Source organism: Arthrobacter sp. QXT-31 (assembly GCF_001969265.1).
In the GTDB taxonomy this organism is placed as follows: Bacteria; Actinomycetota; Actinomycetes; order Actinomycetales; family Micrococcaceae; genus Arthrobacter.
Map to the genome: position 1 here is coordinate 1,039,321 of NZ_CP019304.1, position 23,550 is coordinate 1,062,870.

A 23,550-nucleotide genomic window follows, 5' to 3' on the forward strand; every position below is an offset into this window, starting at 1 on the left:
GAATTTTCGGGGTGAGCCCCCCGCAAAAGGGGGAACCGTCTATCGGATCCTAGGAAAATCCCAACGTCCGGGCGGCAGGCTCGGCGTGGGGGGCATCAACTACACAAACGCACCATGCGCCCCTCGGACAGGACATTTACCATCAGGGGGGACATCTTGAGTGTTCAAAAGCAGGACCAAAAAGAACGGTCGAAAGTCCGGGTGGCCCGGCGCCGGCGGACGATGGGGATAGTGACCCTGGGCGCGGTGCTGGCGTCCGGGCTGACCGCCCTGCCGCCGGCTGTTGCGGCGCTGCCGGCAGGCGGTCCCGTGCTGTCGCAGTCGGTAGTCGCTGGCATGGTGCCCGCGGCGCTGCCCGCCGGCCCTGCGGGCGTGGGCCCGATCGATCCGACCAACGGTTATCCGTACTGGTACGCCGACGGCGGGGACGAGGCCAAGGGGCTGGAGCCCGTCCGGCTGGAGCTGTGCCTTGACGGCTCGGTCTGCCCGGTCATCGGCATCGACTACGATCCGACCCAGCCGCTGGCGATTCCCGGGAATTTCCCGGAAGAGTCATTCTGGTGGTCGGCCGAAACGTCGCTGACCATGCCGGGCGGGGCATCAGCACGGCTGATCATGGCCCAGGAGGCGGCGTTTTCCGGAGTCGGGGACGTGGCGCAGGGACAGCAGAACGGGTTCGCCCGACTGCGGATCCGGCTGGACGACGGCGTACCCAACCAGCGGTACACGTTCACCCACCCGTACGGTGTTGAGGTGCTGACCGCGGATGACCGCGGCCGGATCCGCTTCACCGAAGACATCGGCTGCATGCAGCAGCCGTGCAGCTGGGACGAGCCGTCCGAGGGACGCATCGGCCCCTTCCTGCGGTGGGACCCGGCCGTGGCACCGGCAGCACCGGAAGGCTTTATCGGCGACCCTCTCGTCGAACACAAGGTGGTGGGCAGCCCCAACAACACGGACTACTTCCAGGTCTCCGGACCGGCGGACGCGGGCGGCACTCCCGCGAGCGCCCGGACGGACCTGTTCGCCGTGCAGGGCAAAATCGCCACGCTGAAGGCAGGGGTGGACAAGCCCGGGGGCGTCTACAACTCCAAGCAAACGGTCAAAATCCAGGCGTCCCTGCCGGACAAGGCGAAGATCATCTACACCACGGACGGCACCGATCCCGGGTTCAACGAAGACGGCACCATTAACGGAACCGAAGTCGTGCCTGCCGCGGGCGACATGTCCGCGGTGGCCGCCGTCGAACTGGCCACACCGGGCCTGACCACGCTGAAGTACATGGCGGTGGACCTCGAGGACAAGGAGAAGGCCACCGCCATCTACACCGAAGAGTATGAACTCGACGCCACCCGGCCGTGGCTTGAGGCCAGCCCGGACGCGGCCGCTGGTCCCCTCGCGGGACCGCAGACGGTCACCCTCACAGGGACCACGAACGACCCCTCCGTTGCGCCGGACATCTACTACACCACGGACGGATCGGCCCCGGGTCTGACGGAGGATGGGGAACCGACCGGCTCCACCCGCGAATACAACGATCCATTCCGGCTCGGGATGTCCACCACCATCCGGGCCGTCGCCATCGACCCGGCCACCGGAACTGCCGGCGAGGTGCGTTCCTTCCCGTTCAAGGTCCGCAACCTCTCTGAAGTGGGCCCCCTCGGCGACCACGGCTTCCCGGTGTGGCTGAAGGACAACGGCTGGGAAGGGCAGGAACCGGTCCAGCTGGACCTGTGCCTGGATGACCCGCTGTGCCCGGTGGTCGATGACCGGCCAGACCCGACGCAGCCGACGTCGTTCCCGGACAACTTCCCGGGCGAGGCGTTCTGGTTCGCGTCCGACGCGGAAGTTCCCGTCGACGGCGGGGACGTCCGGCTGACCCTCGGTTCGGAGGCAGCGTTCGGGGCGGATGCCGTGCAGGACAACGCGCAGGTCGGCTTCGGCCGGGTCCGGGTCCGCGGCGACGCGGTCTTCGAGCCGGAGGCAACCTACCGGTTCACACACCCTTACGGGGCCCTGGACCTGAAGGCGGATCTCGACGGCAACATCAACTACACCGAGGACCTGGGCGCCCTGAACGCCACCGGCGACTTCTCGGGGCTGCTGGAGAGCAGGATCGGGCCGTTCCTCCGGTGGACCGAAGGTGCTCCCGAAGGGTACCTCGGCGACGGCGCCACGCCGCACGCCGTGACCGGCAGCCCGTATGACACGAACTACTTCAAGATCGAGAAGATTGCTGCGCCCAGCGGCGATGTACTGGATCCGGAGCTCCTTGGGGAGACCGACCAGTTCGTGGTCCAGGGCCGCATGACCGGCGCCACCCCGCCGGAGCCCACCCCCACGGCAACGACGGCGGGCGGCGTGTTCGCCACCGACCAGCTCGTGGCGCTGACGGCCACCCCGGAGAATGCACAGATCTTCTTCACCACCGACGGCACGGACCCGACGACGGCCAGCACGCTGTACACGGAGCCGATTCCAATCACCGCCGAGGGCACCACCACGGTGAAGTTCATCGCCGTGGCGTTTGGCATCGCCTCTCCAGTGATGACGGAGACGTTCACGGTGGACAAGACGGCACCGGGCCTGAGCGCCAATGTTGACGGCAGCGAGGTCCCTGCGGGCACCGCCGTGACACTGTCCGCCAGCGAGGACGCGGCCATCTTCTTCACGCTGGATGGCAGTGAGCCCACAGCGGACGGCACGCGGTACTCGGCACCGGTGACGCTCGCGGGGGGCCAGACCCTGCGGGCGGTGGCCATCGATGCCGCCGGCAATGCCAGCAGCATCGGCAGCTGGACGGCGGCCGAAGGAACCGGCGGTGAGACCCCCGTTGATCCGCCGGTCGAGGAACCTGCCACGAGGGACGGCATCGGCCGGGACTTCAACGGCGACTCCAGCGCCGATCTCGTCTCGACGGACACTTCGGGCAAGCTATGGCTGTACCCCGGCAACGGCAACGGCGGTTTCGCACCCCGGAAGCAGATCGGGTCGGGCTGGAACGGCATGACCAGCGTGGTCAGCGCCGGGGACACCAACAGTGACGGCAAGGCTGACCTGGTGGCCCGCGACGCGGCCGGCAAGCTGTGGCTGTACCCCGGTAACGGCAGGGGCGGTTTCGCCGCGAAGAAGCAGGTGGGGCAGGGCTGGAACGGCATGACCAGCATCGTTGCCCCCGGTGACTTCAGCGGGGACGGCAAAGCCGACCTCGTGGCCCGCGACAAGGCCGGCTACCTCTGGCTCTACGCCGGTGACGGGCGCGGCACCTACGGCGCCGTAAAGAAGATCGGCCGGGGCTGGAACAGCATGACAATTGTCGGCGCCGGGGACACCACCAGCGACGGCAAGGCTGATCTGGTGGCCCGCGACACTGCCGGCAACCTGTGGCTCTACGCCGGCAGGGGCGACGGATACGTGGCATCCAGCAAGCAGATCGGCACGGGCTGGAACAGCATGACCCTGCTGATGGGACCCGGCGACTTCAGCGGCGACGGCAAAAACGACCTGATCGCCCGCGACAAGTCCGGCAACCTGTGGCTGTACGCAGGCAAGGGCGACGGACACGTCTCTGGGAAGAAGATGATCGGCACGGGCTGGAACTCGATGAAGAACATCCTCTGATCCGTTCCCAGCCAGACTGAAACAGCACAACAGTGGTCTCCGCCGGTTTTCCGGAGGGGACCACTGTTGGTTAACGGAGCGTGCCCATCCAAGCCGAGAGTTTTTGTACAGATAATGGCTCCTGAAGTGCCTGGAGCGGCCGTTATCTGTACAAAAACTCGGGGTGCTTCTGCTTCGAATGCGTTGCGAGGGTCCCCGCCGTTTGGATGCCCGACGGCGGGAGTCAAGTCCGACGGCGGGCCGTAAGGTTGCCGCCGTCGGCCGTCTGTTTGGACTTTCCCTAACTTGGCCAAAAAGCTGCCGAGCAACCCGCGCTCGTGGGCGAACGCTCTCAGCTGCAAGCGTGTCGGGCGATGGGTATTTCTGCCCATCGCGGCTCTCGGCCCCCGATAGTAAATTCATTGGGTAAATACTTTCCGGCCTGACACGGCGCCACGTTCAGGAGCCGAAAGAGGGCCGCCCAACGCTCGCACCCAGGCAGGCAGCCCTCACACCCGCTCGCACACCTCCGCAAAAGGAAGATCGATGAGTCAACCCAGTTACCCCCACGCGCCCCAAAACGGTCCATCAGCTCCGCCGATTCCGCATCCGCCGTCCAGCTATGGCGGGCAGTACCAAGGCGAATACCAGCCGGGGCCCTACGGCGACGTTCCCTACGCCAGCGGGCCGGGGAAGTCGTTCATGACCACGTGGATTCTGTCCCTCCTGCTGGGCAGCTTCGGTGCGGACCGTTTCTACCTGGGCAAGGTCGGCACGGGCATCGCCAAGCTTCTGACCGGCGGCGGGTTCGGCATTTGGGCAATCGTGGACCTGATCATCACCCTGACCGGAAACGCACGGGACAAGGACGGGCGGCCGCTGGAGGGCTACCCGGAGAACAAGAAGAAGGCCTGGATCATCACCGCGGTCGTCTGGGTGATCGGAATGGTGGTCGGAGCCCTGTACATGGTGATGTCCTTTGCCATGGCTTCCCAGATGCTTGTGGGACGGAACACCCCGGCTCCGCCGCTACCCGCTGCCTCCGAAGCGGCACCGGCCCCGTCATCCGCTGCTTCCGAGGCGGCACCGGCCCCGTCATCCTCGGCCACCGACACCGCCACCGCCACCGATGCGAACTCCCTGGTGGTTACCGTGTCCGAGGGCAATACGGTGAAAGTCGGGGTCCTGGACTCCCTCTACATCTCTGAAATTCCGCGCATGTCCTACATGAAGCCGCAGAACGGAGGGTTCCTCGCCATCAAGGTTTCCTGGGAGACGCTGACGGGAAGCAGCAGGACCAGCCCTTACAACTTCGAGGTCTACGACACGGACGGCAATGAGGGCGAGCTGATCTCTCTGGACGAGGGGCTGGGGAGCCTGCCCACTGAGGAAGTTGGCGCCGGTGATGTTCGCCGGGGAATGATCGTGTTCGACGTCAGGAAGGGCCCCGTCAAGGTCGTGGTCAAGGATGAGTTCGGGGACGCGGCATCCACCTTCACCCTGACCACTCAGTAATCTGTGACGGGAAAAACCGAGGTCCTGCCCTGCTGCAGCCCGATTGTTGATATTTTTTGATTGCCGCTCCGCAATGTGCGGGCCGGGGGACCCACCATTTGCCATCGAAAGGCACCATCATGAGCACACCTCAGTACCAGCCGCAGTACCAGGGCTACGCGCCGGCACCGGCTTCCGCCAAGACCAACACGCTGGCCATCGTTGCGCTGATCTCGTCGTTCTTCATCAGCCTGCTCGGCGTCATTCTGGGCCACGTCGCCCTGGGCCAGATCAAGAGGACCGGCGAAGGCGGACGCGGCCTGGCCATCGCCGCCCTGGTCATCGGCTACGCGTCGATTGCCCTCTCGGTCGTCCTGCTCATCGTCGTCCTCGGATCGGCCGCCGCCTCCCAGGCCTGACAGCAGCGCGGCAGACCCCCGCCGGGAACTTTCCCGGCGGGGGTCTGTTGCTTTCTGCCGCGGAAAGACGGACGACGGCGGCGCTCCCCCGCCGCCGTCCGCTTCCGTTTTCTAGGACTCCAGTCCGCGAAGCGTCTCCCTCGCACCGTACCGGTGCAGGCTGGCCAGCGCTTCGGAGTACGCGGTGACAAACCGTTCGTTGTCGATGAGGTCGCCGAAGACTTCCCGGTTCGAGATGAAGGACAGCGGGTCCTGCCGCTGGCGTGCGGCGGCGGCCATCAGGGTGTCCTTGAGCCGGTCCACCACCTCGATCGGGTTGCCCTGCTCGTCCGTTCCTTCGGCATAGCGTGCCCAGCTCGCCACAATCGCAGCAGACCGGCTGATCTCTCCCCCGTTCTCGAGGTTGATCCGCACCACGGGCAGCAGCCACTTCGGGATCCGGTCCGAGCTCTCCGCACACAGCCGGGCCAGGGTGTCGCGGACGTATTCGTTGGAGAAGCGCTCGATCAGGGCCCGCTTGTACGTGCCGAGGTCGATGCCGGGCACCGGCTGCAGCGTCGGCGTCGCTTCCCGGTCCATGTAGTCCAGCAGGAACCGCGCGAACAGCGGGTCCTGCGCCGCCTCGTGCGCGTAGCGGTACCCGGCCAGGTGCCCGAAGTAGCACATCCCCTGGTGGCTCGCGTTGAGCAGCCGCAGCTTCATCAGCTCATACGGCTCCACGTCCTCCACGAGCTGCACGCCGGCCTTTTCGAAGGGCGGACGCCCCAGGCTGAAGTGGTCCTCGAGCACCCACTGCTCGAAGGGTTCGCAGACCACGGGCCAGCCGTCCTCAACACCGAACTCCTCCGCGATGGCCTGCCGGTCCTCGTCGGTGGTGACGGGCGTGATGCGGTCCACCATGCTGTTGGGGAAGGGCACGTGCTCGGTGACCCAGGCGCCGAGAGCCGGGTCCTTGAGCGAGGCGAAGGCCGTGAACATCTCCCGCGCCACGTCGCCGTTGCCCTGGATGTTGTCGCAGGACATGACCGTGAACGGCGCCAGCCCCCGGTCCCGGCGCCGGCGCAGCGCCTCGGTGATGAGCCCGAAGGTGGTCCGCGGCGCGGCACCGGGCTGGAGGTCGTGGACCACATCGGGGTTGTCGGCGTCGAAGCGGCCGGTGACGTGGTGGAAGTTGTACCCGCCCTCGGTGACTGTCAGCGAAACGATCCGGACGGCGTCGGACGCCATTTTTTCGATCACGGCCTCGGGATCGTCGGGCGCGAAGAGGTACTCGATGATGGAGCCGATCACCCGGCCTTCCCGCGTCCCGTCGGGGTTCTTCACCACCAGCGTGTACAGGCAGTCCTGCCGGTCCATGACCTGCTTCATCCGGGCGTCGCCGGGCAGGACGCCCACGCCGCAGATGGCCCAGTCGTGGGCGAGGCCGGCGTTCATCAGCTGGTCCAGGTACATGGCCTGGTGCGCGCGGTGGAAGCCGCCGACGCCGAAGTGGACGATGCCGGCGGTCAGGGCCGAGCGGTCATAGGACGGACGGGCCAGGCTGCCCGGGAGTTCGGTGAGTGTCGCATCGGTGAGCATTGCTGTTCCTTTCAGTGCGGGCTCAGCGGCCCGGGTAGACCACGGCTTTGAGCTGTCCGGGCTGCTTGCCCGCTTTCAGTGCTTCTTCGGCGTCGGCCAGGCCGAACCTGCCGGTGACCAGGATGTCCAGGTCCACCTTGCCGTCGGCTATGAGCTGGATGGCCAGGGGCCAGGTGTTGGTGTAGCGGAAGACGCCGGAGAGCCAGATCTCCCGGTTCTGGATGTACGAGACGGGGAGTTCGACGTCGTCCGCCCCCAGCCCCACGAGGATCACCTTTCCGGCGGGCGCCACGGCCTTGATCCCGGAACGGACCGCCTGCGGTGCGCCGGAAGCGTCAATGAACGCGTCGACGTCGAGCCCCTCCACCGTGTCAGTGCGGGCGTTGAGCGCGTGGGTGGCGCCGTGGTCCAGCGCGAACGCGAGGCGGTCCTCGGCGATGTCGCTGATGTAGATTTCGGTGGCGCCGAACGCGCGGGCGGCCTGGGCGGCGATGATGCCGATGGGTCCGGCGCCGGCGATCAGCACCCGGCTGCCGGGGCGGATGCCGGCGCGTTCGCAGGCCCACAGCCCCACGGAGAGCGGCTCGATCAGGGCGGCCGCCTCGTCGCTGACGCTGTCCGGGATCTCATAGGCGAAGTCGGACTGGATGGTGACGTATTCCGTGAACGCGCCGTCCACCGGCGGGGTGGCGTAGAACTCGATGTCCGGGCAGAGGTTGTACCGTCCGGCGCGGCATTGCTTGCAGGTGCGGCAGGGTCGCTGGGGTTCGACGGCGACCCGCTTGCCGATGCGGGCAGGGTCCACGGCGCTTCCGGCGGCGGTGATCCGGCCGGAGAGTTCGTGGCCGAGGATGAGCGGGTGGTCCACCACGTAGTCGCCGATCCGGCCGTGTTCGTAGTAGTGGACGTCGCTGCCGCAAACGCCGACGGCGGCCACCTGCACCAGGACCTGGTCGGGATCCAGCTGCGGGACGGGCAGCGTTTCCAGGGCCATCTCGCCCTGGCGCTTGAGGACGGCGGCGCGCATGGTGTCCGGCAGGCCTGTTTGGCCGGGGGCTGTCTGGCCGGTGCCTGCCTGGCCTGGGGCGGCGGGCTGGGTGGTTGTTGTCATGGAGGTCATTCCTTTGGAAGTGGAGGGCGTTACTTGGCCGCGCTGTTACTTGACCACGCCGTTACTTGACCGCGCCGAGCGACAGACCCTGGACGAGCTTGTCCTGCGCGGCGAAGCCGGCGAACAGCACGGGCAGGGAGATGATGACGGCGGCGGCACACACCTTGGCGAGGAACAGGCCCTGGCCGGAGACGAAGCCGGTGAGGAACACCGGGGCGGTGCCGGCGACGACGCCGGTGAGGACGCGGGCCAGCAGGAGTTCGTTCCAGCTGAAAATGAAGCAGATCAGGGCGGTGGCGGCGATGCCGGGCATGGCAACGGGGGCGATGATCTTGCGCAGGATGAGCAGGAGGCTGGCGCCGTCGATCTGGGCCGCCTCGAGCATTTCCTCCGGGACTTCGGCGAGGAAGGAGCGCATCATCCACACGGCGATGGGCAGGTTCATGGAGGTGTACATCAGGATCAGGAACCAGATGTTGTCCAGCGCGCCGACGGTCCGGGCAAAGAGGTAGAGCGGCAGGATCGCGGCCACCACCGGCATCATCTTGGTGGAGAGGAAGAAGAACATGACGTCGGTCCACTTCTTCACCGGCCGGATGGAGAGGGCGTACGCGGCCGGGATGGCCAGTGCCAGCACCAGGACGGTGGAGAGGATGGAGGCGGTGGCGGAGTTGATCAGCGGCGGCCAGGGGCTGACGCCGGAGGTGGCGCCGAAGAACTCCTTGTACGCGTCCAGGGTCAGGTCCGCGGCGATGGAGGGCGGGTTCGTGGCGGCGTCGGTTTCGGAGTGGAAGGAGGTCAGGATCATCCACAGCACGGGGGTGGCGAAGAGCAGTGCCAGCAGCCAGGCGGCGATCCCGGCGGCGGTGTTGTTCCGTGTAGGGTCCATCCGGGACTTGCGACGCCGTGAGATGCGGCCGGTGTTTAGGGCGATAGGGCCGGCGGGGTTGTCCTGTGCAGCGGGCGTGAGGGTGCTCATCGTGCTGCCTCCTTTTTGAAGAGCGAGAAAACGGTGCGGAGGGCGAAGGTCGCCACGATGATGGTGCCGATGACCACCACGACGCCGGCGGCGGAGGCCAGGCCGTATTCGTTGGCGAAGTAGAACGTCTGGTAGATCGCGTAGGGCAGGTTCGCGGTGCCCAGGCCGCCGGCGGTGAGGGTGAAGACCGAGTCGAAGTTCTGCACGATGTAGATCGCGCCGAGCAGGCCCCCGAGTTCCAGGTACTGGCGCAGGTGCGGCAGGGTCAGGTCGCGGAAGATGATCCACGGGCTGGCGCCGTCCATCTGGGCGGCTTCGATGGTGTCCATCGGGCGGGACTGCAGCCCGGCGAGCAGGATGAGCATCATGAACGGGGTCCACTGCCAGACCAGGGACGCGATCACAGCTGCCAACGGGGCCTGGGACAGCAGGTCCAGCTGGGGGGCGGCGCTGCTGCCGAACAGCGACCAGACCCAGGTCAGGATGCCGTTGATCAGCCCGTAGGTCGGGTTCAGCAGGGCGTGCTTCCAGATCAGGGCCGCAGCCACCGGGACCACCAGGAACGGGGCGATCAGCAGGGTCCGGGCCAGGCCGCGGCCGATGAACTTCTTGTCCAGCAGCAGGGCCAGTCCCAAGCCGATGAGGAGGCTGATCAGCACCACGGAGACGGTGAGGACGATAGTGGTGAAGATGGCCTGGCGCAGGTCGGGGTCGGTGAGGACCGTGACGTAGTTCTCCAGACCGGTGAAAGCGGTCTTGTCGGGGCTGAGGCTGTTCCAGCTCATGAACGAGATGATCAGCGTCACCAGGAACGGAAGCTGGGTGACGATGATGAGGAAGATCAGCGCCGGCAGCAGCGGTGCGCGCCGCGCCCAGGCCAGGGCGCGTTCCCGCGACCGGGTATCCCGTGGGGACGGGGATTTGGGTGCGCTGTGCCCCGGACGGGAGATACGCGCCGTTGCGGTAGTCATGATGTTCTCCTGCGGTTCGGTTGAGGTCACTTGTACTTGTTGCCGACTTTTTCGGCGGCCTGCTGGCCCTTGTTCAGCGCGTTAACCACGGTGCCCTGGCCCGCGATGGCGGAGCTGATCCCCTGCGAGACGCTGGTGCCCAGGGCGGCGAACTCGGGGATGCCGACGAACTGGATCCCGACGGCGGGACGCGGCTGGGCGCCCGGGTTCTTCGGGTCGGCGTTCTCGATCGCGAAGCGCTCAGCCTTGAAGAACGGCGCGGCCTTCTGGAACTCGGCGTTCTCATAGGTGGAGATGCGCTTGCCGGAGGGGACCTTCGCCCAGCCCAGCTTGGCGGCCACCAGCTCCTCGTACTCCTTGGAGCTGGCCCAGGCGATGAACTTCCCGGCCGCGTCCTGTTTCTTGGAGGCCGCCTGCATGGCCCAGGACCAGGTCCACAGCCACCCGGAGGACGCCGTCTTCTTCACCGGCGCCTGCGCGTACCCGATCTTGCCCTTCACCGGTGAGGCATCGGCTTCGAGGGCACCGGCGGCGGAGGTGGCGTCGTACCACATGGCCACCTTGCCCTGGCTCATGTTGTTCAGGCACTCGGTGAACCCGGCCTGCGCCGCACCGGCCTCGCCGTGCTTGCGCACCAGGTCAACGTAGAACTCGACCGCTTCGGTGAACTCGGGGGCGTTGACCTTCGCATTCCAGTCCTTGTCGTACCAGGTGCCGCCATAGGTGTTCACCACGGTGGTCAGCGGCGCGAAGACCTGGCCCCAGCCCGGCTGCCCGCGCAGGCAGATCCCCTTCATGCCCGGCGCGGCGCCGTCGGCCTTCGCCGCCAGCTCGGCCACCTGGTCCCAGGTGGGCTTCTCCGGCATGGTCAGCCCCTTGGCGTCGAAGATGTCCTTCCGGTACATCAGGAAGGAGGACTCGCCGTAGAAGGGCTCGCCGTAAAGCTTGCCGTCCGCACCGGTCAGCGACGCCGTGTACGCGGGCAGGATGTCCGCCTGGTTGAACTTAGGGTCCTTCGCCACAGAATCCAGCGGCGCCAGCCACTTGTTCGCCGCGAAGAACGGGATCTCATAGTTGGACAGGGATGCGACGTCGTACTGGCCGGCCTGGCTGGAAAACTCCTGGCTGATCTTCGCCCGGACATCGTTCTCCGGCAGGACCGTGTAGTTGACCTTGATCCCGGTTTCCCGAGTGAAGTTGTCCGCCGTCAGCTTCTGCAGGTCCTCCATCTGCGGGTTGTTCACCATCAGGACGCTGATGCTGTTCGGGTCACCCGCGCTGTTGCCGCCGCCGGCTCCCGCACAGGCGGAGGCGGACAGGGCGATGCACAGCGCACCTGCAGCCAGCGAGGCGGCACGCATCTTGGGACGCATAAGAACTCCTTTGTGCTCAAAAGTCAGGACACCGGTCCGGGCCGCAGCCGCGGACCCGGTGGTATGGGCCGCTCGGCCCGTTGCAGCTTCGGCTCTCATCTGAGCTTGCTCATCTGAGCGAACTGCTGCTGCTCATCTGTCATGTGACTCTAGTCATATATACTCGTTTGAGCAAGAGGCAATACTCAAATGATCAGATGTGCGAGAGGTGACGGGCATGAGCGAGCTTTCCCATGAAGAGCTTCTGGCGCGCATCAGCAGCGAGTACTACCTGGAGAACCGGTCCAAGGTGGAGATCGGCAGCAGCTACGGGATCTCGCGATTCCAGGTGGCGCGGCTGCTCACGGAGGCCCTCGAGAAGGGCATTGTGGAAATCAAAGTGAACTTCCCGTCCCGCGTCTCCGCTGCCGACATCCGCCGCATTGAGAAGTTCCTGGGGATCGGCGGGATCGCCGTTGCGGACACCAACGGGGACGTGATCCAGGCGCGCGGGATCCTGGCCAAGGCGGCCGCCGTCGAAATTTCCCGGCAGGCACCGGCGGGCGGGACCATGGGCATCTCCTGGTCCCGCACCCTGGACGTGGCCTCCCGGCTGGTCCGGGAGCTTCCCAAGTGCGACGTCGTCCAGCTCGCCGGCGCGCTCCCCACGGAAGGCGAGAGCAATCCCCTTGAGCTGATCCAGCGGCTGGGGCATGTGAGCGGGGGGCTCACCTGGCCGCTCTGGGCACCTTTGGTGGTGGAAGATCCGACGACGGCGGCCGGCTTGCGCCGCCAGCCGGAGATCGCCGAGGCGCTGGCGAAGGCGGACTCACTCGACCTGGCCGTCGTCGCCATCGGTGCGTGGAAGCCCGGCACCTCCACCATCTGGGACCGGGCCGACGCCGACGTGAGGCAGGCGGCAGTGGAGGCCGGCGCCGTCGGGGAATGCTCCGGCCGGCTGATCAACGCCAAAGGCGTTGCGGTGGAGTCGGGGCTGGACGAGCAGATCATCGCCGTCAGCATCAAGCAGCTGCAGCGCACCCCGAAGGTGATCGCCGTGGCCCAGGGGGAAGCGCGGGCTGAAGCGGTGCTGGCGGTGGCGAAGGCCGGCTTCGTCACCACCCTGATCATTGATTCGCCGCTGGCCAAGGCCCTGACTGACCTAATCGATGAGGAGAAGAGTCAATGAGCGTTGTTATCGGTGTGGATTCCTCCACCCAGTCCTGCAAGGTCCTCGCTGTGGACGCCGAAAGCGGTGACGTGGTCGCGTCCGGTGCTGCGTCCCACCCTGACCTCACGGCCGTGGACCCGCACGTTTGGACGTCCGCACTGAAGGAAGCGTGGCATTCCGCCGGCGCCGACCGGCTGGGCGGTTCCGTCGCCGGTGCCGGCATCGCCGCGCAGCAGCACGGGATGGTGGCCATCGACAGTTCGGGGACACCCGTGCACGACGCGCTGCTGTGGAATGACACCCGCAGCGCCGCGGATGCGGCGAGGCTGCGGAACGAACTTGGGGCTGAGGCGTGGGTGGATGCCGTCAACCTGGTCCCGGTGGCGTCGTTCACCATCTCCAAGCTCGCGTGGCTGGCGCGGAACGAGCCCGACGCCGCGGCCCGCGTGGACCAGGTGGTCCTCCCCCACGACTGGCTCAACGGCGCGATGGCCGGGGAATTCACGACTGACCGGAGCGACGCCTCGGGCACCGGATACTTCTCCCCCGTGACGGACAGCTACCGGCCGGACCTGCTGGAACGCTTCTTCGGACGGGCTCCGCGGCTGCCGCGCGTGGTGGCTTCAGGTGAGGCTGCCGGCACCGTGCAGAGCGGCTGGGGCATCGACGGCGCCGTCCTGGCCGCCGGTGCCGGGGACAATGCCGCGGCGGCGCTGGGGCTGGGGCTGCGTCCGGGTGAGGTGGTGGTCTCGATCGGCACCTCCGGGACTGTTTTCACCGCGTCGCCGTCCGCGATGCCGGACGTGAGCGGTGAAGTGGCGGGGTTTGCGGACGCCGCCGGCGGCCACCTGCCGCTTCTGGCCATGCTCAACTCGGCCCGGGTGATGGCCGCGACCGCGTCCATGCTCGGCGTCGATCTGGCGACGTTGGATTCCCTGGCACTCGCCGCGGGCAACGATGCCGGCGGGCTGACGTTCCTGCCGTACCTGGACGGCGAGCGCAGCCCCAACCTGCCGCACGCGAGCGGGAGCCTGGTTGGTCTGAGCCGGAGCAACATGTCACCGGAGAACCTCGCGCGGGCCTCCGTGCTGGGAGTGCTGAACTCGCTGGCCGATGCCATCGACGTGCTGCGGCAGCTGGGCGGGACGCCGGACAAGGTCTTGCTCATTGGTGGTGGTTCGAAATCGCATGCCCTGCGGCAGGCCGCGGCCAGCATCTTCAACCTGCCCGTCGAGGTGCCGGCAAGCCGGGAGTACGTGGCGCTCGGTGCTGCGAAGCAGGCGGCATGGGCAGCGACCGGAGAGCTTCCGGACTGGAGGCGCAGCATCGAGGCGGCCTACGAGCCCGACGGCGACTGGGGCTTCAGCGTCCGCGAGCGGTATGCAACGGCCCGCCGGAACATTTACGGCGTCGGCTGAGCTGGTCGCTGGTTGAAACCGTCGAAGCCAGATCAGTCGCTGTCGTAGCGGGCGAGTGCCTCGATGTAGACAGCGGCAGTTTCCTGGTCGCCCTTCGCGGTGTACTTGGCGATGATGTTCGCCAGGTCGCGTTTGATGACGCAGCGCGCGTCATACGGTTCACGAGGACGGGGAACGTAATCGTTCATGACGCCCAGCTCCCTTGCACCTCTTCACGCTCCAGCAGATAGCGCAGAAATGCCGCCTGGTTATCGATTTCCCGCTGCTTGCGCGGGGAGACCCAGTCCAGCACTTCTTTGTCGTCGGCCATGATGTTCACCCCTTTCCAGGTTATGGATTGATGGTGAACCTGTTCGGGCAAGATCCGCGAAAGTTTCCGGCAAGATCGGCGAAGGTCTTCCTCCACGGCAAGCCTAGGGCGGGGCTACATTCACGAGTTCAAGCTGCATCGGCTCGCCTGCGAACGATGCGAGAGAGTTTTTGTCCAGATAATGGCTCCTGAAGACCTCCTAGCGGCCATTATCTGGACAAAAACTCGGATGGGTTTCGCCTTTCGATGTCGGCGGCGCCCCTTAGAGTGAACTGACGGTAAGTGAGGCGACACCGCGAGGATCGGATGGACTACTACGCAATCAACGCCCTGCGTGAGAACCATGCAGGCTGGTCCCTGCTGCGCGCCCAGAACGCCCCGCTGGCCATCTCGTTTTTCATGGCGGCCTTCACCGGACCGAACCAGCGCAACGTCGGCCGCCAGCAGCTCATCGACGGCCTCGACGATGTGCTCTTCGGCCTCCGCGATGCCTACGGCGAGGACAAGTTCCCGCGGCAGGCAGCCGAGTACCTGGACGACTGGGCCGCCCCCGAAAGGGCGTGGCTGCGGAAGTACTACATCCAGGGCCAGGACGAGCCCCGCTACGACCTCACCCCGGCGGCCGAGGACGTGGTCCGCTGGGTGGAGAGCCTCAAGGGCAGGGACTTCGTCGCCACCCAGTCGCGGCTGACGAGCATCTTCGCGGTCCTGGAGCGGCTGGTCCAGCAGTCGGAGACGGACCCTGAGGTTCGCCTCAAGGAACTGCAAAGCCAGCGGGACGCCATCGACGCAGAGATGCAGCGCATCCGCGACGGCAACATCCGCGTCATGACAGCGCCGGAAGCCCTGGACCACTTCCAACAGCTGACGGCCCTGGCCAAGGATCTCCTCTCCGACTTCCGCGAGGTCGAGCAGAACTTCCGCAAGCTGGACCGCCAGGTCCGCGAGCAGATCGCCACCTGGGACGGCACCCAGGGCGAGCTGCTGGAATCGATCTTCGCCAACCAGCAGGACATCAGCAGCTCCCTGCAGGGCCGGACATTCCAGGGCTTTTGGGACTACCTCATGTCCCCAGAATCCCGGCGGAAACTGCAGGAACTCCTCCAGCGCGCCACCCAAATCGAAGCCCTGGCCAGCACCGAGAACCTGCACACCGTCACCAACCTGCACCAGGACTGGCTGCCCGCCGTCGAACAGACCCAGGCCACCGTCCGCCAGCTGTCCCAGCAGATGCGCCGGCTGCTGGACGACAAGGTGTTCCTCGAAAACAAGCGCATTATGCAGCTGATCCGAAGCGCCGAGTCGGGCGCGCTGGCAACAAGGGAACAACCGCCGTCGGGCGACTTCATCGCCATCGATGGCCCTCAGGTGGAGATCACCCTGCCGTTCGAACGCCCGCTGTACGAACCAAGCCGGCGGGTCATGGTCGAGGACCACATCGAAACCGCCGACGACGCGGACGTGGACGCCGGCGCCCTGTTCAGCCAGTTCCATGTGGACAAGGAACGCCTGAAAGCCAATATTGACGCCGTCCTCGCCGAGGCCGAACAGGCCACGCTGGCGGACATCACAAAGAAACACCCCGTACAGCAGGGTCTCGCGGAGATCGTGGCCTACTACCAGCTGGCCACGGAGTCCGACTGGGCCACCATCAACGCGGAGACCGAGCAGCACATAGCCTGGCAGCTGGAAGACGGCAGCATCCGCGAAGCCACACTCGAACAGATCATCTTCGGAAGGCCCGCATGAATCCGGCAGAGAATTTCCCAGCCACAGCGGAAACGGAAAGCCGCACGCCCGAGGAACTTCCCGGCGTCGTCACCCGGCTCTTCAAAGGCGTGCTGTACGCCGAAGCGGACGAGAAGGTCTGGCAGTCGCTGCTGCGCCTGTCCTCCCAGGTCCGCGACTACGTGTCCGTGCTGGGGCTGGACCTGATCCTGGACGAGTCCGAGGGCTACGCGTTCCTGAAGTCGCGCGAGGATCCGGACGGCACGCTCCCCCGGCTCATCGCCCGCCGCACGCTCACCTTCAACGTCAGCCTCCTGCTGGTCCTCCTCCGCCGCCGCATGCTGGAGTTCGACATCAACAGCAGCGAGGTCAGGCTCATCATGACCGAGCAGGACATCGTGGACATGGTCTCGCTGTTCCGGCCCGAATCCAGCAACGAGGCCCGGACCCTGGACCGGCTCCGGGCCGACATCAAGAAAGTGGTGGAGCTCGGCTTTCTTCGGAAGCTCAAGGGGCAGGCGGACACGTACGAGGTGGCCCGCATCCTCAAGGCGTTCGTGGACGCCCAGTGGATGGAGGAGTTCGATGCGCGGCTGGCGGACTACCGGGCGACGCTGGACGGAACGCTCGGCGCCGGGACCCCAGCGGAGGACAGCAAGTGAGCACCGAAGTGCAGGACACTCTCTTCAGCCTGGAAGAAAAGACGGACGACGGCGGGACTCCCCCGGGCTTCCGGCTGCACCGTTTGGAGCTGCTCAACTGGGGCACGTTCCACCAGGGCGTGCGGACGTTCCGGTTGGACGGAGCCAACAGCCTCCTCACGGGCGATATCGGCTCGGGCAAGTCGACGGTGGTGGACGCCATCACCACCCTGCTGCTGCCGGCCAACAAGATCGAGTACAACAAGGCGGCGGGCGCGCAGAAGAAGGAACGCTCGCTGATGTCGTACGTGCGGGGCTTCCACAAGAGCACGCGCAGCATCGGCGGCGAATACTCGAAGCCTGTGGCACTGCGCAGCACCGGGGCGCTGACCGTGGTGCTCGCGGTCTTCCATAACGCGGTGCTCGGCAAGTCGGTCACCCTTGCCGTTACCCTGTGGGCCACGCAGGAGGCTGGCCAGCCCAACCGTTTCTACTCGCTCGCTGAGGCAGACCAATCCATCGCTGCAGACTTCTCGAACTTCGGCCAGGACCCGGCCAAGCTGAAGAAGAAACTCCGTGCTGCCGGCGCCGCCGTACACGACACCTTCGAGCCTTACGCCGCGGCCTTCAAGCGGCAGTTCGGCATCAGCGGCAACCAGGCCATGGAGCTGTTCCACCGCACGGTGTCCATGAAGCAGGTGGAGAACATCACCTCGTTCGTGCGGACCAACATGCTGGAGGAGGACAACGTCGCCGAGCGGATCGGCAAACTGATCCACCACTTCGACGACCTGAAAAAGGCCCACGAAGCGGTGCTGCGGGCGAAGGACCAGATCGCCCTGCTCACGCCCATCAGGGACGGCGCCGCCCAGCACGCGAAGCTGAGCCGCGAGGACGAGCTGGCCCGGCAGCAGCGGGATCAGCTGCACCCTTGGTTCACGGACCGGAAGCTGCAGCTGAGCCTGGAGCATCAGCAGGAGCTGGAGCGGACCGGTGAACGGCTGCAGGAGGACAGCAGTAAGCTCCGGACCGAGATCGCGGACAAGCGGCGCCAGCTGCAGGCCGTGCAGGAGGACATCCGCACCAACGGCGGCGGCCGGCTCGCAGCGATCGACGCCGACATCGCCCGGCTGGCCAGTGAATCGCGGATTCAGCGGCAGCGCTTCGACACCTACACGGAGGCCGCGAAGGATCTGGGGCTGCGGACGCCCGAGGACAAAGTGCTCTTCGACGCCAACCGTACAAGGCTTGGCGAGGTCGAAAAGCAGCTCGCCGAACACTCCGATGAGCTGCAGGAGGACCGGACTCAGCTGACCATCAGCCGCACCGAACTCAACGCGCGCCTGGCAGAGATCGGCGCAGAGCTGCGCAGCCTGCAGTCGCGCCCCAACCTGCTGCCCATCCCCCAACTGGAGCTCCGCCGTCGGCTGTGTGACGGCACGGGCATCGCGGAAGCGGCGCTGCCGTACGCCGGCGAACTACTAAAGGTAAGGGACGGCGAGGGCGCCTGGGAGGGTGCCGCAGAACGCACGCTGCACGGCTTCGCGCTGTCCCTGCTGGTGCCGGCCGAGCACTACGCGGCCGTGAGCAGCTGGGTGGATGCCAACAACCTGAGGGGCCGGCTGGTCTATCTGCGGATCGGCGAATCCCCGGCGGCCAGGACGGCGGAGCCGGACACCCTGGCCGCGAAGATCGCCATCAAGCCGGGCACGCCGTTCCGCAACTTCCTGCTCGACGAGCTCGCCACCCGGTTCGACCACTACTGCTGCGACACCCTCGAGGACTTCCGTCGCTACCCCAAGGCGCTCACCGTCAACGGGCAGCTCAAGGGCGGCCGGGGCAGGCACGAAAAGGACGACCGGCGGGAGCTCACCGACCGGCGCAACTACGTGCTCGGCTGGGACAACCACGACAAGATCAGCCGCTTCCTCACCGAGCAGGACGAGGTCAGGGGCCAGCTCCGGCTGACAGAGGCGCAGCTGGCCAAGGTGAACGGGAGCCTCGGTGCGCTGGGCCGGCAGAACCAGCAGCTCGGCACCGTGCGGTCGGTGGCGGACTTCGGCGAGATCAGCTGGCAGCTCACGGCCCGGCGGATCGAGGAGCTCAAGGCCGAGAAGACCGAGCTGGAAACTGCCAGCGACGTGCTCAGGCAGCTGACCGCCAAGGAATCCGCGGTGTCCGGCGGGCTGGAGCGGCTGGAGGAGCGGGCCGGCAAGCTGCGCGAGCGCCTGGGCGCGAACGAGAAGGACGCGAAGGACATCGCCGAGGCCATCGAGGAGTGCCGCGGCATCCTCGCCGAGACTCCCCTGACGGACGACGGCGGGGTGCTGGCCGCCGTCGAACTTCTCACCAAGGCAGCGCTCGGGGACAGGACGCTGACGTACAAGAACACCGGCACGGCGGAAAGCTCGGTCCGCGCGGGGCTGACGGACACCATCGATGCGCTGTCCAAGCGGATCGCCCGGGCGGCGGAGGGCACCGTCCGGCTGATGGCGGACTTCCGCAACAGATACCCGAACGAGACCACGGACATCGACGCCGCGCTCGAGGCCGCCGCGGACTACAACCGGCTGCTGGAACAGCTGGTCAGCAACGACCTGCCCCGCTTTGAGGCGCACTTCAAGGAGTCGCTGAACCAGAACACAATCCACGAGGTGGTGGCGTTCAACGCGTTCCTGGACAGCCGGCGGCAGGACATCGTGAACCGGATCGGCGAGATCAACCAGTCGCTGGCGGGCATTGAGTACAACCCGGGCCGGCACATCCAGCTGGAGCACCAGAACAGCTCGGACCAGGACGTTCGCGAGTTCGGCGTTGATCTGCGGGCGTGCTCGGAGGGGACCATCGGCGACGAGGAACAGTACTCGGAGCAGAAGTACCTGCAGGTGGAGCGCCTGATCGAGCGCTTCCGGGGACGCGAGGGCCTGACCACGCTGGATGAGAGGTGGACGGCCAAGGTCACGGATGTGCGGAACTGGTTCACGTTCTCGGCGTCGGAGAAGTGGACCGAGACGAGCGAGGAGTTTGAGCACTTTACGGACTCGGGCGGCAAGTCGGGCGGCCAGAAGGAGAAGCTGGCGTACACCATCCTCGCGGCTGCGCTGGCCTTCCAGTTCGGGCTGGGGTCGGGTGTTACCGCCTCCAAGAATGCGAAGAGCGGCCGGAGTTTCCGGTTCGTGGTGATCGACGAGGCGTTCGGGCGCGGGTCGGACGAGTCCGCGCGGTACGGGCTGCAGCTGTTCCAGCGGATGAAGCTGCAGCTGCTGATCGTCACGCCGCTGCAGAAGATCCACGTGATCGAGCCGTTCGTCTCGCACGTGGGGTTCGTGGCGAATACCAACGGCGACGACTCGCAGCTGCGCAACATGACCATCCAGGAGTACCGCGACGAACGGGACCGGCGTGGCCGCTGAATCCTGGACTACTGTTTCTGGGCTGCGGGCGCTGTCGCTGAAGGCGTGGAACAGCGGTGCGCTGCTGCGGGAGTTGCTGGAACCGTCGGGCGCGTATCCGCGCCGCCGTTCCCTGAAACGTCCTACGGCGGCGGCCCTGTTGAGCGATTACGCTGCGGCCCAGCAGTGGGCGGCTGAGCTGTTCGCCGGTGCCGGCCCGTACGAACTGGAAACCGCGGAGGTGGGGCGCCGGACGGTGGGCTCCAACCGGATTCCGGCGGCTGCGGTATTTACGACGGTGGAGGACGAAATTTCCTTTATTGTGAAGTCCCGGGAGGCGGCGCGGTTCCGGGAACTGGCGTCGCAGCTGAATGAACTGGATCCGCTGCTGGCTGGCTGGGCGGCGCGGCGGCCGCTGAAGCTTTTGGAGCTGGGACCTGACGCTATGACGGCTGCGCGCGTGGCGCTGTGGCTGCGGGACAATCCCGCGCCGGGGATCTACGTCCGGCAACTGGGACTGCCCGGAGTGCACACGAAGTTCATCGAGCGGAACCGGCAGGTTATTGACCAACTGCTCGCCGCCGTCGTTGTCTCCGGCTCCGAGATTGATGACCCGGAGACCACCGCCGAAGCACCAGTGGAAGCGGAGGAACCTGACGTCGCCTTGGACGACGGTGCCGGCCGCACCCCGGCGGCACGCTTTGCCCGGCGCCACGGGTTTCTGCATCCTCCAGAGCTCGTCCGGTTCCGCATCCTCGACCCCGCGGTTCCCGCGCTGGCCGGCGCCCGGGACATCACCGTCACGGCTGAAGCTTTGGGTTCACTGGAGCTGCCAGTGCACACCGTGATTGCGACCGAGAACCTGGTCAACTTCCTGGCTCTTCCCGATCGCCCCGGCACCCTGGCCCTCTATGGAGCCGGCTACGGATTCTCTTCCCTACGTGATGCGGCGTGGCTTCGCGACCGCGGGGTCCTGTACTGGGGCGACATCGACACACACGGCTTCAGAATCCTGGACCAGCTTCGTTCAGTGCACCCGCACGTGGAGAGTGTGTTGATGGACGAGGAAACCCTGCTCGCCCACCGCCATGCGTGGGGTGAGGAACCGTCGCCGTCGAAAGCTGCGTTGACCAGGCTCACTGCGGAGGAGTTGGCGCTCTATGAAGCGCTGAGCAGCGACACCCACGGTTCAGCCGTACGCCTCGAACAGGAACTCATCCGCTGGGACTGGGCGCTGGAGCGGCTCCGCTAGTGCTTTTTGGCTTTGGAGCGTCTCTTCTGCACAGGAGGAACATCTAAGTCCGGCACAGCTCGGAGCATGAAGCGGTCGAAGTGAGGCACAGTGAACCCCGCGTAGCCGTGGGAGGGGGTATAGAGGAGCCCCATGTTGATGAGCTCAGATCTGGTGGGGGCTAGCTGGGTCGACTCTCGTCCCATGACAGCAGCCACATCTGCGGCCTTTTGCGAGTCAGGGCCGAGCTGTGCCATTGCTCGCATGTAGGCAATCTGCAGTTGAGTGGCCCTATCCAAACGGACGCGGAAGAAGGAGGAATCAAGCTTGGCCTCGTACGCGTCCTTTGCATCCTCTACGTCTTCAAGCGTGATGACATCGTCGTCAGCCACTGCCCATACCTGGTACCCAAGCTCTTGAACGAAGTATGGATAGCCCTCCGTAAGCTCAAACGCCCGGTTCAGGGCGTCGTCGCTGAACGACACACCTTCAATGTGAGCAGGCTCGGCGAGAGCCTTCTTTGCATCTTCCACATCGAGCGAGCCGATTTTTGGAAACTTGAAAAGCCGCTCGGCGTAGGATTTTGCATCACCTGCGAGCTCCGCGATCTGGGGCAGGCCGGCTCCTACAAAGGTTACTGGGAGCTTTCGTTGAACCGTCTTATGTATTGCCTGAATAACGGCTTCCAGCTGCGTCTGGCTCAGGAACTGGACCTCATCAAACAGCAAAACTAGCCCTGTCGCATGTTCCCGCGCAGCTTCGCCGATGGAAACCAGGACGTCCGTCAAATCCAGGGTGAGGTTCCCGTGATCGGCAAACCCCTCGGCGGGGTCGACGTCCAAGGACAATGTCGGGGCCCCTGACGACGGGTCGATGGAAAGGCTGAAGGACTGGAGGACTTGAGCTGCTTTCCTGGCCTTCTCTCCCCACTTGGCCTTGGGCGAAATCTGAAAGAGTGCTGCCCGAAGTTGCGAGTAAACCGTCTGCCGGAAGTGACTGTCGTCATGCTTGCTGGCCTCCAACTCAAGGACTCTCCACTTGAATTCCTCGGCTATCTGGCGGAACTCTCCCAGCAGCACAGTCTTCCCAACGCCGCGCAGACCAGTGACGATCATGGATTGATTCGTCCGTCCGCGGCCCAGGCGGTGGAGGAGCACTTTGAAGTCCTCCAGCAACTCGTCTCGTCCGATGACGATCTCGGGAGTAGCACCGGCATTGGGCGTGTAGGGATTGCTTATGGGGTCCACACGACCGAGCTTACAACTTTTATCCCGCTTTATTGGATTCTAATAAAGTGACTAAAAATCAATAAACCCGGGGCAGACCTGTTCTGGCTCGAGGTCGCGCCGGACTACAACCGGCTGCTGGACCAGCTGGTCAGCAACGACCTCCCCCGGTTTGAGGCGCACTTCAAGGAGTCGCTGAACCAGAACACCATCCACGAAGTGGTGGCGTTCAACGCGTTCCTCGCCACGCCTACGGACCGGCCGTACGCCTCGAACAGGAACTCATCCGTTGGGACTGGGCGCTGGACCGTCTCCGGTGACTGGACCTGGCAAATTCAGCGCCCCAGCCCGAGAAAGACGGCAAGGGATTGTTCAACTGCAACCATCGTTTTGGAATCTATTCGGCCTATCCGCTGCCCCAGGTTACTGCGACGGACTGTTGTCAGCTTGTCCACCATAATCTGGCTGACGAGTTCCAAACCGGTGAGCTGCCCCGGTTCCACCGTCAGCCTCAGGAGCGGGGCGTCAGTCAGATGGGACGTCAGCGGCAGGAGCGTGACCGACTCCGACGCTTCGAAAAGGTCATCCTGAATGATGAGTGCGGGTCGGGGCTTCTGCGCATACGTTCCGCCGGACACCGTCCACAGCTCACCGCGATTCACTCCGGCCAGTCTTCCGCAATCTGTTCGACGAAATCCTGGTCGTCCGTCGCCCGGTCCGAAGCGGCAACGGCCAGCGCCTGGCGTCGCGCTTCGTCCCTAAACTTCTCCGTGCGCACATCCGGCACCCACATCTGAATCTGCCGGAATCCGCGCTCACGCATGGCAATCCGGTGCCGTGCAACCCGATCCCTTACGCTCATGAATCCATGTTACATGTAACGTTCTTGCGTGTGCCCGTGATCCGGCATAACGGGGCTTGTCCAACAA

Annotated in this window: 19 protein-coding genes; 9 read left to right on the forward strand and 10 right to left on the reverse strand. The window is 65.7% G+C overall.

The genetic code is table 11. From position 1 onward, the window contains the following. Positions 1–156: 156 nt before the first annotated feature. The 3 genes from BWQ92_RS04720 (at position 157) to BWQ92_RS04730 (ending at position 5,513) form a co-directional block, all read left to right on the forward strand. Positions 157–3,621 (forward strand): chitobiase/beta-hexosaminidase C-terminal domain-containing protein, encoded by a 3,465-nt coding sequence (locus BWQ92_RS04720; RefSeq protein ID WP_172804247.1) that lies wholly within the window; start codon positions 157–159, stop codon positions 3,619–3,621. Positions 3,622–4,146: 525 nt separating this feature from the next. After that, positions 4,147–5,115: a TM2 domain-containing protein gene (locus tag BWQ92_RS04725; RefSeq protein WP_076798520.1), complete on the forward strand. Its 969-nt coding sequence runs from the start codon at positions 4,147–4,149 to the stop codon at positions 5,113–5,115. Positions 5,116–5,234: 119 nt separating this feature from the next. Next, positions 5,235–5,513: a DUF4190 domain-containing protein gene (locus BWQ92_RS04730; protein WP_076798521.1), complete on the forward strand. Its 279-nt coding sequence runs from the start codon at positions 5,235–5,237 to the stop codon at positions 5,511–5,513. A 111-nt stretch (positions 5,514–5,624) separates the two neighbouring features. On the opposite strand, the gene BWQ92_RS04735 is transcribed toward BWQ92_RS04730, so the two are convergent. The 5 genes from BWQ92_RS04735 to BWQ92_RS04755 form a co-directional block, all read right to left on the reverse strand. Beyond that, positions 5,625–7,091, reverse strand: coding sequence for a mannitol dehydrogenase family protein (locus BWQ92_RS04735; RefSeq protein ID WP_076798522.1), 1,467 nt, complete (start codon positions 7,089–7,091; stop codon positions 5,625–5,627). 22 nt (positions 7,092–7,113) lie between these two features. Further along, positions 7,114–8,118, reverse strand: a complete 1,005-nt coding sequence (locus BWQ92_RS04740; protein WP_076803510.1) for an NAD(P)-dependent alcohol dehydrogenase — start codon at positions 8,116–8,118, stop codon at positions 7,114–7,116. Positions 8,119–8,263: 145 nt separating this feature from the next. Beyond that, the gene (locus BWQ92_RS04745; RefSeq protein WP_076798523.1) at positions 8,264–9,181 is read right to left on the reverse strand and encodes a carbohydrate ABC transporter permease; all 918 of its coding nucleotides are present in this window, start codon (positions 9,179–9,181) and stop codon (positions 8,264–8,266) included. Continuing rightward, positions 9,178–10,152 (reverse strand): carbohydrate ABC transporter permease, encoded by a 975-nt coding sequence (locus BWQ92_RS04750; protein WP_076803511.1) that lies wholly within the window; start codon positions 10,150–10,152, stop codon positions 9,178–9,180. Before BWQ92_RS04750 ends, BWQ92_RS04745 begins: the two co-directional genes overlap by 4 nt. Before the next feature lie 26 nt (positions 10,153–10,178). Continuing rightward, a complete protein-coding gene (locus tag BWQ92_RS04755) occupies positions 10,179–11,525 on the reverse strand; it encodes an ABC transporter substrate-binding protein (protein WP_076798524.1) in 1,347 nt (448 codons plus the stop codon). Between the two features lie 217 nt (positions 11,526–11,742). Between BWQ92_RS04755 and BWQ92_RS04760 the strand changes: the two genes are divergently transcribed. Then, on the forward strand, positions 11,743–12,693 hold the full coding sequence (locus tag BWQ92_RS04760; protein ID WP_076798525.1) for a sugar-binding transcriptional regulator: 951 nt from the start codon (positions 11,743–11,745) through the stop codon (positions 12,691–12,693). Then, positions 12,690–14,093: a xylulokinase gene (gene xylB / locus BWQ92_RS04765; RefSeq protein WP_076798526.1), complete on the forward strand. Its 1,404-nt coding sequence runs from the start codon at positions 12,690–12,692 to the stop codon at positions 14,091–14,093. Before BWQ92_RS04760 ends, xylB begins: the two co-directional genes overlap by 4 nt. A 32-nt stretch (positions 14,094–14,125) precedes the next feature. Here the strand turns inward: xylB and BWQ92_RS23440 are convergent, their stop codons facing one another. Together BWQ92_RS23440 and BWQ92_RS24460 are read right to left on the reverse strand one after the other, a co-directional pair. Beyond that, on the reverse strand, positions 14,126–14,281 hold the full coding sequence (locus BWQ92_RS23440; RefSeq protein ID WP_157365099.1) for a hypothetical protein: 156 nt from the start codon (positions 14,279–14,281) through the stop codon (positions 14,126–14,128). Continuing rightward, positions 14,278–14,403 (reverse strand): hypothetical protein, encoded by a 126-nt coding sequence (locus tag BWQ92_RS24460; RefSeq protein WP_257787662.1) that lies wholly within the window; start codon positions 14,401–14,403, stop codon positions 14,278–14,280. Before BWQ92_RS24460 ends, BWQ92_RS23440 begins: the two co-directional genes overlap by 4 nt. Before the next feature lie 306 nt (positions 14,404–14,709). Between BWQ92_RS24460 and BWQ92_RS04770 the strand changes: the two genes are divergently transcribed. From BWQ92_RS04770 to BWQ92_RS04785, 4 genes are read left to right on the forward strand one after another with little or no spacing between them, the layout of a single operon-like run. Then, a complete protein-coding gene (locus BWQ92_RS04770; protein WP_076798527.1) occupies positions 14,710–16,152 on the forward strand; it encodes a DUF3375 domain-containing protein in 1,443 nt (480 codons plus the stop codon). Next, positions 16,149–16,793, forward strand: a complete 645-nt coding sequence (locus tag BWQ92_RS04775; protein WP_076798528.1) for a DUF4194 domain-containing protein — start codon at positions 16,149–16,151, stop codon at positions 16,791–16,793. The genes BWQ92_RS04770 and BWQ92_RS04775 overlap by 4 nt, the downstream gene beginning before the upstream one ends. Continuing rightward, positions 16,790–20,185 (forward strand): ATP-binding protein, encoded by a 3,396-nt coding sequence (locus tag BWQ92_RS04780; protein WP_216639968.1) that lies wholly within the window; start codon positions 16,790–16,792, stop codon positions 20,183–20,185. Before BWQ92_RS04775 ends, BWQ92_RS04780 begins: the two co-directional genes overlap by 4 nt. Next, positions 20,175–21,416: a Wadjet anti-phage system protein JetD domain-containing protein gene (locus tag BWQ92_RS04785; protein WP_076798529.1), complete on the forward strand. Its 1,242-nt coding sequence runs from the start codon at positions 20,175–20,177 to the stop codon at positions 21,414–21,416. The genes BWQ92_RS04780 and BWQ92_RS04785 overlap by 11 nt, the downstream gene beginning before the upstream one ends. Here BWQ92_RS04785 and BWQ92_RS04790 read toward each other — a convergent pair. The 3 genes from BWQ92_RS04790 to BWQ92_RS04800 form a co-directional block, all read right to left on the reverse strand. Further along, positions 21,413–22,642: an ATP-binding protein gene (locus BWQ92_RS04790; protein WP_076798530.1), complete on the reverse strand. Its 1,230-nt coding sequence runs from the start codon at positions 22,640–22,642 to the stop codon at positions 21,413–21,415. The two genes, BWQ92_RS04785 and BWQ92_RS04790, sit on opposite strands and share 4 nt — an antisense overlap. Before the next feature lie 314 nt (positions 22,643–22,956). Then, positions 22,957–23,283 carry a type II toxin-antitoxin system PemK/MazF family toxin gene (locus tag BWQ92_RS04795; RefSeq protein WP_076798531.1) on the reverse strand — a complete coding sequence of 109 codons (327 nt, stop codon included), beginning with the start codon at positions 23,281–23,283 and terminating at the stop codon, positions 22,957–22,959. Next, positions 23,280–23,483 carry an antitoxin MazE family protein gene (locus tag BWQ92_RS04800; protein WP_076798532.1) on the reverse strand — a complete coding sequence of 68 codons (204 nt, stop codon included), beginning with the start codon at positions 23,481–23,483 and terminating at the stop codon, positions 23,280–23,282. Before BWQ92_RS04800 ends, BWQ92_RS04795 begins: the two co-directional genes overlap by 4 nt. Between the last annotated feature and the right edge of the window lie 67 nt (positions 23,484–23,550).